Source organism: Methyloversatilis sp. RAC08, assembly GCF_001713355.1.
Lineage (GTDB): Bacteria > Pseudomonadota > Gammaproteobacteria > Burkholderiales > Rhodocyclaceae > Methyloversatilis.
Window position 1 is genome coordinate 3,773,009 of the sequence record NZ_CP016448.1, and the last position, 15,949, is coordinate 3,788,957.

A 15,949-nucleotide genomic window follows, 5' to 3' on the forward strand; every position below is an offset into this window, starting at 1 on the left:
GAGTTCGACATGGGAAAAGATGCGCTGATTGTTGCAAATGTGCCGCAGGACAGGCGCACGATCGCTTGATCTTGCAAATGTTGCGGCGCAATATCGGCGACCTGTCATTCACCAATGCTGAAATGACTCGACAAAAAGCCGATGCGAAGGCGCTCGGACCGCTGATGCTGGCGGCGCTGGGCGTGGTGTTCGGCGACATCGGCACCAGTCCGCTGTATGCCTTCAAGGAAGCCTTTACCGGCAATCACGGCCTTCCGTTGTCGGAAGCGAACGTTCTGGCGGCGCTGTCGGCGCTGTTCTGGTCGGTCACGCTGATCATTTCCTTCAAGTACGTGTTCATCGTGCTTCGCTTCGACAACGACGGCGAAGGCGGTGCGCTCGCGCTGGCTTCGCTGGCGCAGCGGGCAGCCCGTGCAGGGGTGCGACGGCGCGTGGCAGCGGTCACCGCTGCCGGTGTGTTCGCGGCGGCGATGTTCTACGGCGATGCAGTGATCACACCGGCCATTTCCGTACTGGCTGCGGTCGAGGGCCTGTCGGTCGTGGCGCCGACGCTCGAGCACTGGATCGAACCGATCACCATTCTGATCATCATCGTGCTGTTTTCGGTGCAGCGTAAGGGCACGGCGCTGGTCGGCCGCTTCTTCGGCCCGATCACCATCGTGTGGTTTGCGGTGCTGGCCCTGCTCGGCATCAACAGCATCGTGCAGACACCCGACGTGCTGCGCGCGCTCGATCCGACGTACGCGATCGTGTTCGCGATCGACAATCCTGCGCAGGCTTTCCTGCTGCTCGGTGCCGTGTTTCTCGCGCTGACCGGCGGCGAGGCGCTGTATGCCGACATGGGGCATTTCGGCAAGCGACCGGTGCGGCTGGCCTGGTATTTCATCGTGTCGCCGGCGCTGCTGATCAATTATTTCGGTCAGGGCGCACTGGTGTTGCGGGCGTCCGAAACGGTCAGCAATCCCTTCTTCAATCTGGCACCCGAGGCGCTGCGCCTGCCGCTCGTGCTGCTCGCCACGATGGCGACCGTGATCGCATCGCAGGCGGTCATTTCCGGCGCCTTCTCGATCACTGCGCAGGCGTCGCGACTGGGCTATCTGCCGCGGCTTCGCCAGCTCCACACGTCGGATACCGAGCGCGGGCAGATCTACATTCCGGCCGTGAACTGGCTGATGCTGATCGGCGTGGTCGTGCTGGTGCTCGAATTCGACACCTCCGGCGATCTGGCGGCGGCCTACGGCATCGCCGTATCGGGCGACATGATCATCACGACGCTGCTGATGATCTTCATTACCAGCATGTCGCAGCGGCGCCTGAAGATCGCATTGCTTGCCGTGCTGGGGGTGTTCTTCGTCATCGAGCTGCTGTTCTTCGCGTCCAACCTGACCAAATTCCTCGATGGCGGCTGGCTGCCGATGCTGCTGGGCGCGGCGCTGTTCACCATGCTGACCACCTGGAAGCGGGGCAGCGAACTGCTGGCGCGCGAGCGCCGGCGCATCAACATCCCGATGGAGGATTTCCTGTCCAGCCCGATTCCCGAGGTGCCGCGCGTGCCGGGTACCGCGATCTACCTGACTTCGGATCCGGAAACCGTTCCCAGTGCGCTGTTCCACAATCTCAAGCACTTCAAGGTGCTGCACGAGTCAGTGCTGTTTCTTCACGTGCGGATCGAAGAAGTGCCCCGGGTGGCGGCGGAACAGCGGATGACCGTGCAACGGCTGGCCGACAGCACCTGGGCGATAGAAGTGCGCTACGGCTTCCGCGAGGAGCCCGACATTCCCGAAGCGCTGCAGGCGCTGCCGCCGGAAGTGCTGGAGCTCGAAGCGATGGATACGACCTATTTCGTCGCGCGCTCGACCGTGGTCGAAGGCGTGGGCGACCTGTCGGCATGGCGTCGCGCGTTGTTCGGCTGGATGCTCAGGCAGTCGGAGGGGCCGGCCAATTACTTCCATCTGCCGCCGAACCGGGTGGTCGAGCTGGGTACGCAGATCAGCCTCTGACGCGTGCCTGGCGCCAGGTCGTTCGCAGTGCCTGTGTCGTGCGGGGAACTGCCGGGCTGCGACAATGACAGACTCTGGTTCGCCAGTCCGGACCCGACGCCCGACGCGCAATGAATCGGGGCCAGTCGTCCCTGACCCGGCACCCGCAAAAAAAGGAAAACCATGCGCTACACCCGCACCGCGATGTCCCTGCACTGGCTGATTGCCCTGATGCTGTTCGGCATGTTCGGGCTCGGCCTGTACATGACCGAACTGCCGCTGTCACCGACCAAACTCAAGCTGTACTCGTATCACAAGTGGGCCGGCGTCACGCTGTTTCTGCTCGTGCTGCTGCGCCTTGGCTGGCGCATCACGCACGTGCCGCCCGCGCTGCCGCTCAGCACACCGGCCTGGCAGGCCAGGGCGGCGGCGGCCGGACATCATCTGCTCTATGTCCTGATGATTGCCGCACCGCTGTCGGGCTGGCTGATGAGTTCGGCCAAGGGATTCCAGACGGTGTGGTTCGGCGTGCTGCCGCTGCCCGACCTGCTGGACAAGAACGAGGCGCTGGGTGATGCGCTGCTGCTCGTGCACCGCTTTCTGAACTACTTCTTCATGACGGTCGTGATCGGGCACATCCTGGCAGCGATCAAGCACCACTTCATCGACCGCGACGGTCTGCTGTCGCGCATGCTGCCCGGTCGCTGATCAGCGCGCGTCCGCGGGCAGCCAGATCTGCGAACTGTCCAGCGCATAGGTCCACGGCAGGCCCGCATTCTTCCAGCCATTCACCGTGCGTTTGCCGCGATCGGCACCCGTTGAAGCGGTATCGCCCTCAAAACCGTCAACCACCGTCCACACACGGGTGAAGCCGGCGGCGGCCAGTGCATTGACGGCGCGCGTCGTGCGGTCACCGGAACGGCAGATCAACACCACATCGGCCGTCTTGTCGAGGCCCTTCGCCTTGAGGCGCTCCTCGACGGCGCTGACGAAAGCCGGATTCTTGTGCAGCGTGAAGCGGCGGGATTTGCTGTCGAAGTGGTCGAAATCAACCAGCATGAAGGGAATGTTGGCATCCATGCCCGCCGGCGCGCCGACGTAGCTCACCTCGGCCTGCGTGCGCACATCGAGAAACAGGACATTCGCCGCATGTTCGCTGACCATCCGGTGCGCTTCCGCGGCCGTCAGATAGCGATCGAGTGTCGTGCGCTTGTCAGCCGGAACTTCGGATACATCGATGGCCGACGCGCTGCCGCACAGGCAAAACAGAAGGGTCATCAGTAACTTGTTCATCGCGCGCTCCCGGATGATCGGCGTCGCGGGTACGACGCGACGCGTCGGTCAGGCGACGCTGAGGCGAGGCCTGCCACGCGTACGACTGCGCAGCGGGCGGTCGAGTTCGGCCAGCTTGGCGGCGAGTGCATCCATCAGTGCGTCGCGCGACACCGACTTGGCGACGAAGCAGCTGGCGCCGGCGTCAAGCGCGGCACGCTGCCAGTTGGGATCTTCGATGCCGGAGAGCATGACGATGATCAATCGCTCCGGGGCGTAGTGCTCGCGCAATGCCCGGCACGTCGCGATGCCATCCATGCCCTGCATCAGGCCGTCGAGCAGCACAACGTGCGGACACTGCTGGCCAACCATCAGCAGCGCTTCCTCGCCGCTTTCCGCTTCGCGCACGTCGGTGCAGCCGGCGTTCTCCAGCGATCGGCGCATCAGGAAACGCTCGGCTTCATCGTCATCGACAACCAGGATGTCCACCGCACCGGGCAGCGATCCACCGCCCGAGTCACCATCGGCGCTGCATTCGGCAACACGGCGCACGGATTCCAGCTGCATGCGGCTGGCGATCGGCACCAGCGCGGTCGCCAGCGCCCAGTCCTTCTCGACGGCCGCGGCTTCGAGCCTGCGCATCGTGTCGTGCAGGTCGAAGGCCTGAGCATGTACCGCGAGTGATTTCAGCGTGTGCGCGGCACGGCGCAGCGTGTGGTCGTCGTGGCCGCGCAGGGCTTCCTGCATCGCCACCACATTGCGCTGCGATTCCTTTTCGTACAGTGCGGCGAAGCGGGCACGGTCGTGCTGGCTGATGGCGTCGACCGAGATCGTGCCGGTACCGGAGACTGCGTTGTCGGGCAGCCACTTGCGCACGATCGCGTACAGATCGTCCTCGCGGAAAGGCTTGGCGAGATAGTCGTCCATGCCGGCGGCGATGCAGTTTTCGCGATCGCCATCATTGGCACCGGCGGTCAGCGCGATAAGGGGTGTGGCGGGCAGGCCGACCAGTCGTTCGCGGTCGCGGATGCGTTCGCAGGCTTCGAAGCCATCCATACCCGGCATCTGGCAATCCATCAGCACAAGGTCGAAGCGGGCGTGCTCGAGCTCCTGCAGCGCCTGCCGGCCGTCGCGCGCCAGCGTCCAGCGCAGGCCGAAGGCTTCGAGCATGTTGGAAGCGACTTCGGCATTGACCGTACTGTCTTCCACCAGCAGCACGGTGCCGGACAGGCGGGGCAGGTTGGGCAGGGACAGGCTGTGCTGGGCTTCTTCCATGCCGGTGCTCACGACCTTGCACGGCAATGACAGCGTGAAAGTCGAGCCGATGCCCGAAGCACTGCGCAAGGTCACGGCGCCGCCGAGCATTTCGGCCAGTTGCCGGGAGATGGCCAGACCCAGCCCGGTACCGCCGAAGCGGCGCGATGCCGTGTTGTCGGCCTGCGCGAAGGCGTCGAAGATGCGCGCCTGGTCGGGTTCGGTGATGCCGATGCCGGTGTCGCGCACCGCCATCACCATGCGTACCGCACCCGTGGTCGGGCGATGCTGCAGCATCAGGTCATCGTCCATCGAGTGGACACGCAGCGTGACGAACACGCCGCCGTGATCGGTGAACTTGATGGCGTTGCCGATCAGATTGACCGCGATCTGGCGCAGCCGTCCCGGATCGCCCTCGACTCGGCCGGGCACCGCGTCATCGACGTCGAGCGCCAGCGTCAGACCCTTTTCGCGTGCCTGCGCGCCGAGCAGTTCGGTCACTTCGCGCAGCGTGCGACGCGGGTCGAATTCGCTGCGCACCAGATCGAAGCGACCGGCTTCGATCTTCGACAGATCGAGAATGTCGTTCAGCAGGTCGAGCAGGTTTTCGCCCGAGCGATACAGCGTTTCGAGATAGCGCCGCTGTTCGCCATTCAGTTCGCTGCGCAGCAGCAGCTGCGCCATGCCCAGCACGCCGTTCATCGGCGTGCGTATTTCGTGACTCATGTTGGCCAGGAACTGGCTCTTTGCCTGATTGGCCTGCTCGGCGGCCTCCTTGGCTTCTTCGTTTTCCTTCGCCACGTGCGCGTGATGCAGGCGCAGGCGGATGAATTCGGCGGTGTTCTTCTGGAAGCGCTTGGCGTTGACGACAGCGATCAGCAGAAACAGCAGGATGAAGCCGCCGAGTACTTCGCGTTCCGGCTCGGGCGACATCAGGTAAAAGAAGGCGGTCGGCAGCAAGGTCGGCAGTGCCATCAGCACATAGGCCTTCCACATGCCGGTGAGCGAAAACAGTCCGACGGCCGCCACGGCCACGAGACAGAGCGGCACCACCATTTCGTAGGGGTGTCCGGGCGGCGGCATCAGGGCGACCCCGAGCGCCCCCCAGCCGCAGCCGGCGATGAACACGCCGAGCATGAACAGCCACTTCCAGATCAGCGTTTCGTTGACCCCTGGTGCGACGTGGCGCCACGCCATGATCAGCCCGAAGCGACCGACATTGATCAGCACCATGGCGACCAGCCAGGTGGTCAGTGCGTTGATGTCGACAACCTTGTGCAGCACACCCCAGATCAGGCCGGCCAGCACTATCGCCATCACCAGCGTGAACGGTGTCAGCCTGTAGGCGAGCGCGACCAGTTCCGCCTCGACCTGGCGTTCTGCGTTCTCGCTGCGCGGCGTGGTGCCGTGTGAAAGTAGGCTGGAGGGCATTTACGGACTCGGCATCAGGAGCGAATCGCCGCCGGACTGCTACGCCGGAGGCTGACAGGGTTCACGGCTCCGAAGCTTCGTTCTTGAACCGGTGCGCGCCGCTCGGGCTTCATGCTCATTGGCCGTAACCCGCGAACTTGCCGAGCACCCGCTCCATCTCGTCGTCGTCAAGCAGCTTCGGCGTGCCGACCTGCAGCGCGCGCCAATACTGTTCGCACAGCGTTTCGAGTTCCAGCGCGAGCGCGACTGCGTGATGCACACTGCGTCCGAAAACCAGCATGCCGTGGTTCGCCATCAGGCAGGCGCAGCGGCCCGGCAAGGCGTCGAGCACCGCGTCGGACAATGCCTGCTCGCCGAAGGTCGCATAGCGGGCGCAGCGCACGGTGCTGCCACCGAAGCGGGCGATCATGTAGTGAAAGGGCGGAATGTATTCACCGATGCAGGCCAGCGCCGTGGCGAATGGCGAGTGCGCATGCACGATGGCGTCTGCGTCGGTGCGGGCGGCGTAGATGTCCCGGTGGATGCGCCATTCCGAAGAAGGCTTGCGGGTGCCGCTGCTGCGGCCATCACTGAATACTTCCACCATGTCATCAGCGGTGCATTCGGCCGGTTCGAGTCCGCTCGGGGTGATCAGGAATGCGGGACCGCGGCGCGCGCTGACGTTGCCAGCCGCACCGCGGTTAAGTCCGCAAACTTCCAACCGGCGCGCTGCTTCAAGCACATCGCTGCCGCTGACCTCGTTCATCAGGGTGTGCCCCTGTATTGTGGATTAACAGTGGATTATCCTGACCGGAGCCCAGATTACAAGCGGGTTTACATTAAAAATTGACGATACATCAGGTGTTTCGCGATGCAACATCGCGGAGACGCTTTGTTGTCATGGGTTTCACGCTCCTAGAATTCACTTGAGGTTCTGTGGATCATTTCGCTGCAGGGAACTTGCGGAATGCATTCCCGCAGCCCGATCGACAACGCCGCGTTCGGTGATGAGTGCCGTCACGAGGTGCGCCGGCGTGATGTCGAATGCCGGATTGGCGACCCGACTGTCCGGCTCGAGCTGGCGGACGCAGCCAGCTGCCCCGCGCATCATGCGCAGTTCGTCGCCGTCGCGTGCTTCTATCGGTATCGATGCGCCGCCGACACATCCGGCATCGACTGTCGACCACGGCGCTGCGACCCAGAACGGCAGCCCGTTGTCGCGTGCCGCCAGCGCCTTCAGATAGCTGCCGACCTTGTTGGCAACGTCGCCGTTGGCGGCGACGCGGTCAGCGCCGATGATCACCGCATCGACAAGCCCGTCGCGCATCAGCTGGCCGGCGGCGTTGTCGGCGATGACGGTATGCGGTACGCCGGCGCCGGCCAGTTCCCATGCGGTCAGCAGGCCCTGGTTGCGCGGCCGGGTTTCCGAGACCCAGACGTGCAGGTCGATGCCGGCGGTGCGCGCGAGATAGATGCCGGCCAGCGCCGTGCCCCAGCCTGTCGTGGCCAGCCAGCCGGCGTTGCAGTGGGTCATCAGGTTCAGCCGGCCGGTCCGCGGCGTGATGGCCTGCATCAGTTCGAGCGTCAGTTCGCCGATCCGCCGGTTGGCGGCGCGGTCCTCGTCGCAGATTGCCAGCGCCTCGCGCCAGGCCGCAACGGCGCGTGCGGCCTGCGGGAGCGGCCGCACATGCGTGGCGACGCGCTGCAGCGCCCACGCGAGATTGACTGCCGTCGGGCGGGTTGCGCCGAGTACGCGCACCGCCTCATCGAGCGCGGCATCGTCGGCCGCGTCGCGCAGCGCCAGAGCCAGACCGAAGGCGCCGATGGCACCGATCAGCGGCGCGCCGCGCACCTGCATCGTGGCGATGGCGCGCGCCGCCTGCGCGCCGGTTTCAAGAGCCACTTCCTGTTCGGCAAAGGGCAGCAGGGTCTGGTCGAGGATGTAGAGGTGGTCGCCGTCGAGGCGCAACGGGCTGGGTGTGTCGTTCATGTCGGATCGGGATGGGCGAGGCTTCAAGCATAATCCTTGGATTCGCGACACAGACATCCGCCATGCAGGACTTCCCCGGCCATCTGACGTCGAAACTGCCCGACGTCGGCACGACGATATTCACCGTCATTTCGCGCGAGGCGCAGGCCTGCGGTGCGATCAACCTCGCGCAGGGGTTTCCCGACTTCAGCGCCGACACGCCGCTGTTCGACGCCGTGGCGTCGCACATGCGGGCCGGCCGCAACCAGTATTCCCCGATGACCGGCCAGCCGGCGTTGCGCGAGGCCGTGGCGCAGAAGATGCGCGCAGTGTACGGCGCTGACTACGACGCCGAAGAAGAGATCACGATCACCGCCGGCGCAACCCAGGCGGTCTATACCGCGATCACCGCTTTCGCCGGGCCGGGCGACGAAGTCATCGTGTTCGAACCGGCATTCGACAGCTACCTGCCGGGCATCCGGCTGGCCGGCGCCACGCCGGTGTTCGTGCGCCTCGAAGCGCCGCGTTTCCTGCCCGACTGGGAGGTGGTGGCGCGCTGCATCACGCCGCGCACGCGACTCATCATCACCAATACGCCGCACAATCCAACCGGGGCAGCGTGGTCGATGGACGATCAGCGCGCACTTGCCCGTCTGTGCGACGGCCGCGACATCGTGGTCATTTCGGACGAGGTGTATGAGCACATCGTGTTCGACGGCCGCGCGCACGCCAGTGCTGCGCGGCTGCCTGAACTGGCGGCGCGTACCGTGCTGGTGTCGAGTTTCGGCAAGACCTTTCACGTGACCGGCTGGAAGGTCGGTTTCGTCTGCGCGCCCGCTGCACTGAGCGCCGAATTCCGCCGTGTGCACCAGTTCAACGTGTTCGCGGTGAATACACCTTGCCAGCTCGGGCTGGCAGACTACCTGACCGAGCCATCGCGCTACCTTGAACTGGGCCGTTTCTACCAGGCCAAGCGCGATGCATTCCGAGCCGGTCTGGCCGGTTCGCGCTTCGAACTTCCCGACTGTGCGGGCACCTATTTCCAGCTGGCGTCGTATCGTGCAATCAGCGACGAACCGGATCAATCCTTCGTGCGTCGCCTGATGCGTGAGGCCGGTGTGGCAGCGATTCCGGTGTCGGCCTTCCACCACGACGGCCACGACGCACGGCTGATCCGCTTCTGCTTTGCCAAGACTGAAGCCGTCATTGCGCAGGCGATAGAACGTCTGCGTGCCTACTGAAGGATTTACATGCAAACCGTTGATTTCACGCTGACCGGCGACTACGTCGCACTGTGCGACCTGCTCAAGCTTGCCGGCCTGGCCAGCAGTGGTGGCGAAGGGAAGGTGCGGGTGGCTCAGGGCGATGTGCAGGTCGACGGGAAGACCGAAACCCGCAAGACCGCCAAGATCCGCAGCGGCCAGAAGGTCGTGTGTGACGGTGTGTGCATTGCCGTCCGTTGAGGAGCGGCGGGTTGCACCTGGATTGTGTCGACGCTTTTTACATTCGCACCAGACCGGGGGACGTTGGCCCGGGAGGCGAAAAGGGAGTGCCCGGGAAATCGCTGATTTGACGTGATTTTGTTATTTTTTTCCGCTATTGGCTCGATCTCTGCTTGCATCCGTTCAGACAGATTTTCCTGCCTTCTGAATTGCCGCGGCTGTACTGCGGATCGCGATGTGAGGTACTCGATGAAACTTTCCACCCTGTTCGGCCTGACGTCGCTCGGCGTCGCGCTGTCCTTTCCTGCGTATGCCGGCCTCAACGGAGATATCGTCACCACTGCGCTGCACGCCGAAACGGCTGATTACGGTCAGTTTTCCGCCGTCGTCGGCGCTGGCGTGGAAGGCAGTCTGGTCAGGGGCGTGTTGCCGTTCGACTATACCGATGCAGGTTTTTTGCTGAGTTCGCCGGGCAACTTCTGTGGCATCCACAGTTGCGGCGCCGTGCGGGAACAGATGACCCTTAAACTGTCCGGTCTCGATTTCGGTCCGTCCGTCGTACTGACCGATGTTGTGCTCACCACGACATTGAGCAACGTCACGGTGACGGTCGGTCCTACCTTCGCGGAGTTCGCCTGGATCGATCAGCCGGTCAGTCAAGGCACCTTTCTGAGTGCGGCATTCGTGACAGGAGTGCCCGAGCCGGACGCCCTTTCGCTGATGCTCGCCGGCCTGGGCCTGATCGGGATTGCCGCAGCACGACGTTCTCTGCGCGCCTGAATTCAGCTGTCCGGCGGGGCTTTGAGGAAGCGGCCGTAGTGCAGCAACAGCGTCGGCAGGACCAGCAGATTCAGTATCGTCGAGGTCGTCAGGCCGCCGACGATGATGGCGGCCATCGGCCCTTCGATCTCCCGACCGGGTTCGCCCGAGCCCAGTACCAGCGGCATCAGGCCCAGACCGGTCACCAGCGCGGTCATCAGGATGGACGGCAGACGCTGGGACGCGCCGAGGATGGCGGTGTCCAGGTTCCACGGGTGCCCCTCCCGCTCCACCAGGTGCTGGAAGTGCGAAACCAGCATGATCGAGTTGCGCAGCGTGATGCCGAACAGCGTGACGAAGCCGACCACCGATCCGAGTGACAGCCAGCCGCCGCCGGCCAGTGCCGCCAGCACGCCGCCGATCAGCGCGAACGGCAGGTTCACGAAGGTGATCACCAGATTGCGCGAACTCGAAAACGCCAGCATCAGCAGGATGGCAATGGCTGCAGCGGCCAGCGCCGAATGCGTCACCAGTTCGCGTCGCGCCTGTGCCTGCGCCTCGGCAGCACCGGTCACCGTGTAGTAACTTCCGGCGTTGAGTTTCACGTCTTCGCGCAGAGTGCGTTGCACGGCCTCGCTGAACGCGCCCAGATCGTGGCCGCTGGCCAGATTTGCGGTGATGGTCTGCACCCGCTTGCCACCCGAGTGCAGGATCTTGTAGCGACCGTTCTCGACGCTGATGTCGGCCACGTCGCGCAGTTCGACCAGCCGGCCATCCGGCGTGCGCAGCGGCAGACGGCCAATCTCGTTCGGCGAGCGCCGGTGGTCCGGATCCAGCGTCACGACCAGCGGTGTCGCCAGCGTGCCGCGATACACCTCGCTCACCTTGCGCCCGGCAAAGGCGGCGCTGGTCGCCGACAGCACATCTTCCGGCGACAGGCGCCAGACCGCGAGCTTGTCGAGGCGCGGTCGCACGATGATTTCCGGCGTGCCGGGCGGCGCGAGTACCTGAACGTCGGTTGCGCCCCTGACCTTCGCCAGCGCCTGCGCAACGGCGGTGGCGTCGGCGTCCAGCCGGTCGAGATTGGTGCCGAACACCTGCACCACCAGGGTCGCAGGAAAACCCGATTCGGTCTCGCCGATGCGTTCGGTCAGGAAGGTGTTGACCGAGAACGCAAGGCCGGGGAATCCGACCGATTCCGCCGCTTCTTCGTCCGAGCGATCTTCGTCGCCGTCGTCGCCGGTCACCGTGCGCCGGATGTCGGCGAGGATGCGTTCCTGGGTCGCGCCGTCGAGCGGACCGATTTCGATCTCGACCTCGCTGTAATGCGGGCCGAAGGGGTCGAACCCGTTCTGCGCCCGCCCGACCCACTGCGCCACCGACTTCACGCCGTCGATCTGCAGCACCTTTTCGGTCACCCGCTGGCCGACCCGCAGCACCTCGCCCGGCGCGGTGCCCGGAATGGTCGACAGATGAACGATGTAGTGACCTTCGCGCAGCGGCGGAATGAATTCGCCACCGAACAGCGGCAATACGCCCAGCCCGCCGGCCAGAGCCAGCATGACGCCGGCGATCAGCCCGTGCGGCCGACGTTCGATGGCGCGCAGAGTCCGCTCGTAACGCGGTCGCAACCAGCGCACCAGCGGCGGGTCTTCGTCGGGCAGTTCGCGATTGCCCAGCATCAGGAAGCTCATCGCCGGCGTGACCGTCAGCGCCACGACCAGCGACGCGAGGATGGCCAGGATGTAGGCCAGGCCCAACGGCGCGAACAGCTTGCCGGCGACGCCGGACAGCGTGAGCAGCGGCACGAACACGAGCGCCACGATGAAGGTGGCGTACACGACAGAACTGCGTACCTCCATCGATGCGTCGAGCACCACCTTCCACGCGGCCACCGGCGAGCCGAGGTGACGGTTTTCGCGCAGCCGGCGATAGATGTTTTCGCAGTCGATGATGGCGTCGTCCACCACTTCTCCGAGGGCGATTGCAAGCCCGCCCAGCACCATGATGTTCAGGCTGGCGCCCGCCTCCAGCATGACCAGTACCGCCGCCAGCAGCGACAGCGGAATGGCGACGGCCGAAATGAAGGCTGTGCGCAGGTTGTACAGGAACACGAACAGCACGATCACCACCAGCGTGGCGCCGATCATCACGTCGGCCCGCACATTGCCGAGCGCCGTCTGGATGAAGTTGGCCGGCCGGAACAGCGCCGGATGCAGCGTGACCTGTTCGCGTTCGAACAGCGGCGCCAGCTCGATGAGCGACTTCTCGAGTTCCAGCGTGACGCCGAGTGTGTCGGCGCCGAGCTGACCCTGCACCATCATGAATACGCCGGGTGTGCCGTTGATCTGCGCAGCATTGATCGCCGGGCCCGGTGCTTCGCGCACGCGGCCGACGTCGCCCAGCGCGAGCGAGCGTCCGTCGGGCAGTGTGACGGTCAGCTGTTCCAGACTGCGTGGCGACGACGGCGTGGCGTCGATCGCAATCAGCAGGCGCTGATTGTCGTTCTCGATGAAACCTGCACCAGCGACCGAAGCCGCGCCGCGCGCCGCCAGCTCGACGTCGGCAAAAGTGACACCCAGCGTGCGCAGCCGCGCCGGGTCGAGCTGGATCTGCCACTGCTTCACTTCGCCGCCGAACACATTCACGTCCGCCACACCCGGCACAGCAAGCAGGTGCGGCCGCACCACCGAATCGACCAGATAACGCATGTCCATCTGCGAGCGCTCTGCCGACGTGATGCCGATGCCAAGCAGGGTGCTGGCCGATGAAGTCAGCGGCGTGATGACGGGTGTGACGCCAGCCGGCAGCAGCGACCCCAGCGTGCCGAGCCGCTCCGACACCAGTTGCCGGTTGCGGAACAGATCGGACTTTTCGTCAAAGATGACCGTGACCACCGACAGGCCGGGAATCGACTGCGAGCGCAATTCCTTGATCCCGCGCGTGCCTGAAACGGCCGATTCGATCGGCGTCGTGACCCGTGTTTCGACCAGGTCGGCCGGCAGGCCGGGGGCTTCGGTCTGGATCACCACCTGCGCCGGTGCGAATTCGGGAAACACGTCGAGCCGGGCGTCGAACATGCGGCTGACGGCGTACAGCACGAGCACCAGCGACAGCGCCAGCACGATGCCTGGCCGGCGCACCGAAAAGCGGACGATGGCTTCGATCATCGGGTGCGGCCCATGTGACAGGCTGCCTGCGTGGGGTGGCGCGCGGTGGCGGAGGGGCGATGTTGGGCATCGCTGCGCTCACCCCAACCTACGGGGTGGCACTCACCCGAAGGTGCCGGGCTGCGGTCGCCCCGGCCTGCGGCGTGGTGTTGGGCATCGCTGCGCTCACCCCAACCTACGGGAAGGCGGTGACACGAAGATGCGTGAAGCAGACGGGCTGCGGACGTGCAGTGTCGAGCTGCTTTCGTAGGTTGGGGTGAGCCAGCGAACCCCAACATCCGGCCGCGGCCCCGCAGCGAAAGCGCGCAATCAGTCATCGTTTTCGTCCGCCAGCGTGTGCTTGAGCTCTTCGGACAGCAGCAGCTGCGCGCCGCGCGTCACCACGCGGGCATCATCTTCCAGCTTCGGTGCGAGCCAGCCGTCCGGCCGCTGAGACTCGGCGGGCAGCGCCTGACGGGTGAATTCCTCCGGTTCGTCATCGTCGCGCACATAGACCCAGGGCAGGCCGGCGTACCAGACGACGGCGCTGTTGGGCACCAGCGACAGCATGGTTTCGCCGGTGACGCCGCGCGCCGCCAGCCGGGTGCCGGTCGGCAATACGCGCTCGGACTTGTACAGCCAGGTCTCGCCGGCCGCCTGGGCGAGGCTGCGCGGAGCAGGGCCGATGCGGCGTGCCTCGATAGCATCGTTGCCGTCAGGCAGGCGCAGCAGCATGAGCGGTGGTGCTTCGCCGGAGCCGCGCAGCGCCACGGCGACCAGCGAATTGCGCCGGTCGGCCAGCCGCTCCAGCTCATCCGGCGCTTCACCCGACGCCGATCCGGCCAGCGGGCCCCAGCCCTGAACCAGCCGCGCATGCACGCCGTCGGCACGGGCGCGCGCAGCGGCGAGCGCGGCGCGGTCCTGTTCGACCTGGCTGCGTGCCGACTGCAGCGTCCGCTCCGATACATTTCTGTCGTCGTTGAACAGCGCCTGAACGCGATCACGTTCGGTCTCGGCGCGGGCAAGCTGGGCGGCCAGCCGCGCGATGTCGGCGCGCGCTTCGTGCAAAAGGCCACGCAGTGCGAACAGCGGCTCCAGGTCGAGCACTGCGGCTTGCGCCTCGTGTTCGGTACCGGCCCGCACGGCGAGTGGTTGCCCAAGTTCGATGCCGCTGGCCGTCTGCGCGGCGGCGGTCAGGCGCACGCTGGTCAGGCCGTCCGTATTGCGCTCGACCAGTGAAGGTACCTCGATATCGTCGTCGGGCTGGTCGCCGTACAGCTTCCACTCGTCGCGGGCGTAATAGACCACAGCCCAGACCAGTGCTATCAGCAGCAGGCCCATCGCGAACAGCAGTTGCTGGGGAGTGATGCGGTTCATGGTGCGGTCTCCGTGGGGCCGGTCAGTGCAGACAGCGGGCGCTGCACCGCGTCTTCGAGTGCCAGACGCGACACGAGGGTACGCTGACGTGCGTACAGCAGGCGGATGTCCGCTTCGAGCACGCGCACGCGGGCCAGCAGGCGATCCAACCGGTCAGCGTCGCCGCGTGCGTAGCGTTGTTCGGTGCGCGTCATCTGCAGACGGGCTTCGTCGTGCTCGGCTTCGGCGCCGTCGATGTCCAGTTCGGCCGCCTTGACACGGGTGCGCGCATGATCGAGTGCGACCAGCGCCTGCGACTGCAGCGCCAGGAAATCCTGCGCCGCCATGTCGCGCCGCGCGACGGCTTCGGCGATCGGTCCGGCCTGACGTTGCGCCGCGAACAGCGGCAATGCAGCGCCCAGACTCCATACCGTGGCGCCCTGGTCCCACAGCAGACCGGGCTTGATGCGAATTTCCGGGTACTGCGCGCGCAGTTCAACCGTCAGCGCCGCTTCGGCTGCGGCATGCTGCGCCAGCGCACGGCGCAGGTCGATGCGATCGAGCGTGGCGTTCGCTCGCAACGCCTCCATCGCCGGCACCGCAACCGGCTCGTCGAAGGCGGTGAAATCGATGCGCAGTGCGTCCAGGGCCGACAGCGGCAGGGCGAGTGCCTGGGCCAGATCGCCGCGCGCGCGGATCTGCCGCTGTTCGGCCAGCACGTAGCGTGACTCGGCCTGTGCCGCGGCGGTGCGGGTCTGTGTCAGTTCCAGTGCATCGGCTGCACCGAGGTCATAGCGCTTCTGCATCACCGCCTGGGCCTCCAGCGTGGTGACGACCAGTCGGTCGAGCAGCGCCAGCTCGGCATTGGCCGACCACAACTCGATGAGCGCGCGCTGGGCGCCACTGCGGACGGCCCACGCGGCATCGGCTTCGTCGAGCAGCGCCGCGTCGGCCAGCAGGCGGGCGCGCTCGATGCGGGCTTCACGCACCGATTCGCCGGTCAGCGCAAGGTCCAGTGCAAGGCCGACACTCCACGCCGACTGTCCGGCGTCGCGTTCGTTGGTGCGTTCGATCTCCGGCGCCAGAACGGTGCGCGGCGTGAGCCCGGCGGTCTGCAGTTGGGCGCGTGCGAGCGCCGCGCGCGCGCGCGCCTGCGCAGCAGCCGGGTGCTGCAGAAGCGCGGCCAGCACAAGTTGTTCGGGCGTCCAGCGTTCGGGCGGCCAGGTCGACGCGTTCATGCTGCGCTGCGCAAGAAACTCGCGCGTCGCGTCGTCGGTCAGCGAGCGGCCAAGGAAGGCGGTCTGGTGTGCCTGCGGATCCAGCGGTGCGGGCGGCACCTGTTGCATCGCACATGCGCTG

At 65.7% G+C, this 15,949-nt stretch carries 12 protein-coding genes; 5 read left to right on the top strand and 7 right to left on the bottom strand.

Annotation, left to right across the window (positions count from 1 at the left end):
* Positions 1–122: 122 nt before the first annotated feature.
* Together BSY238_RS17150 and BSY238_RS17155 are read left to right on the top strand one after the other, a co-directional pair.
* A complete protein-coding gene (locus tag BSY238_RS17150) occupies positions 123–2,000 on the top strand; it encodes a potassium transporter Kup (protein ID WP_069040778.1) in 1,878 nt (625 codons plus the stop codon).
* 162 nt (positions 2,001–2,162) lie between these two features.
* Positions 2,163–2,687 (top strand): cytochrome b, encoded by a 525-nt coding sequence (locus tag BSY238_RS17155; RefSeq protein ID WP_069040213.1) that lies wholly within the window; start codon positions 2,163–2,165, stop codon positions 2,685–2,687.
* Here the strand turns inward: BSY238_RS17155 and BSY238_RS17160 are convergent, their stop codons facing one another.
* The 4 genes from BSY238_RS17160 to mtnA all read right to left on the bottom strand — a co-directional run bounded on the left by BSY238_RS17160 (position 2,688) and on the right by mtnA (position 7,905).
* On the bottom strand, positions 2,688–3,272 hold the full coding sequence (locus BSY238_RS17160; protein ID WP_069040214.1) for a rhodanese-like domain-containing protein: 585 nt from the start codon (positions 3,270–3,272) through the stop codon (positions 2,688–2,690).
* Between the two features lie 48 nt (positions 3,273–3,320).
* Entirely contained in the window at positions 3,321–5,936 is a 2,616-nt protein-coding gene (locus BSY238_RS17165) for a response regulator (RefSeq protein WP_069040215.1), read from the bottom strand.
* A 115-nt stretch (positions 5,937–6,051) separates the two neighbouring features.
* Complete coding sequence (locus BSY238_RS17170) at positions 6,052–6,681, bottom strand: class II aldolase/adducin family protein (protein ID WP_083224089.1); 630 nt, start codon at positions 6,679–6,681, stop codon at positions 6,052–6,054.
* 156 nt (positions 6,682–6,837) lie between these two features.
* Positions 6,838–7,905 carry an S-methyl-5-thioribose-1-phosphate isomerase gene (gene mtnA, locus BSY238_RS17175; protein WP_069040216.1) on the bottom strand — a complete coding sequence of 356 codons (1,068 nt, stop codon included), beginning with the start codon at positions 7,903–7,905 and terminating at the stop codon, positions 6,838–6,840.
* A gap of 62 nt (positions 7,906–7,967) precedes the next feature.
* Here mtnA and BSY238_RS17180 point away from each other — a divergent pair, with 62 nt between their 5' ends.
* The 3 genes from BSY238_RS17180 to BSY238_RS17190 all read left to right on the top strand — a co-directional run bounded on the left by BSY238_RS17180 (position 7,968) and on the right by BSY238_RS17190 (position 10,106).
* A complete protein-coding gene (locus tag BSY238_RS17180; RefSeq protein ID WP_069040217.1) occupies positions 7,968–9,125 on the top strand; it encodes a methionine aminotransferase in 1,158 nt (385 codons plus the stop codon).
* A 9-nt stretch (positions 9,126–9,134) separates the two neighbouring features.
* Entirely contained in the window at positions 9,135–9,347 is a 213-nt protein-coding gene (locus BSY238_RS17185) for an RNA-binding S4 domain-containing protein (protein ID WP_069040218.1), read from the top strand.
* 111 nt (positions 9,348–9,458) lie between these two features.
* Positions 9,459–10,106 (top strand): PEP-CTERM sorting domain-containing protein, encoded by a 648-nt coding sequence (locus BSY238_RS17190; protein WP_223300195.1) that lies wholly within the window; start codon positions 9,459–9,461, stop codon positions 10,104–10,106.
* Between the two features lie 2 nt (positions 10,107–10,108).
* Here the strand turns inward: BSY238_RS17190 and BSY238_RS17195 are convergent, their stop codons facing one another.
* The 3 genes from BSY238_RS17195 to BSY238_RS17205 form a co-directional block, all read right to left on the bottom strand.
* On the bottom strand, positions 10,109–13,255 hold the full coding sequence (locus BSY238_RS17195) for an efflux RND transporter permease subunit (RefSeq protein ID WP_069040220.1): 3,147 nt from the start codon (positions 13,253–13,255) through the stop codon (positions 10,109–10,111).
* Positions 13,256–13,564: 309 nt separating this feature from the next.
* Positions 13,565–14,611, bottom strand: a complete 1,047-nt coding sequence (locus tag BSY238_RS17200) for a hypothetical protein (RefSeq protein ID WP_069040221.1) — start codon at positions 14,609–14,611, stop codon at positions 13,565–13,567.
* Positions 14,608–15,936 carry a TolC family protein gene (locus BSY238_RS17205; RefSeq protein WP_223300196.1) on the bottom strand — a complete coding sequence of 443 codons (1,329 nt, stop codon included), beginning with the start codon at positions 15,934–15,936 and terminating at the stop codon, positions 14,608–14,610. The genes BSY238_RS17200 and BSY238_RS17205 overlap by 4 nt, the downstream gene beginning before the upstream one ends.
* Positions 15,937–15,949 lie beyond the last annotated feature (13 nt).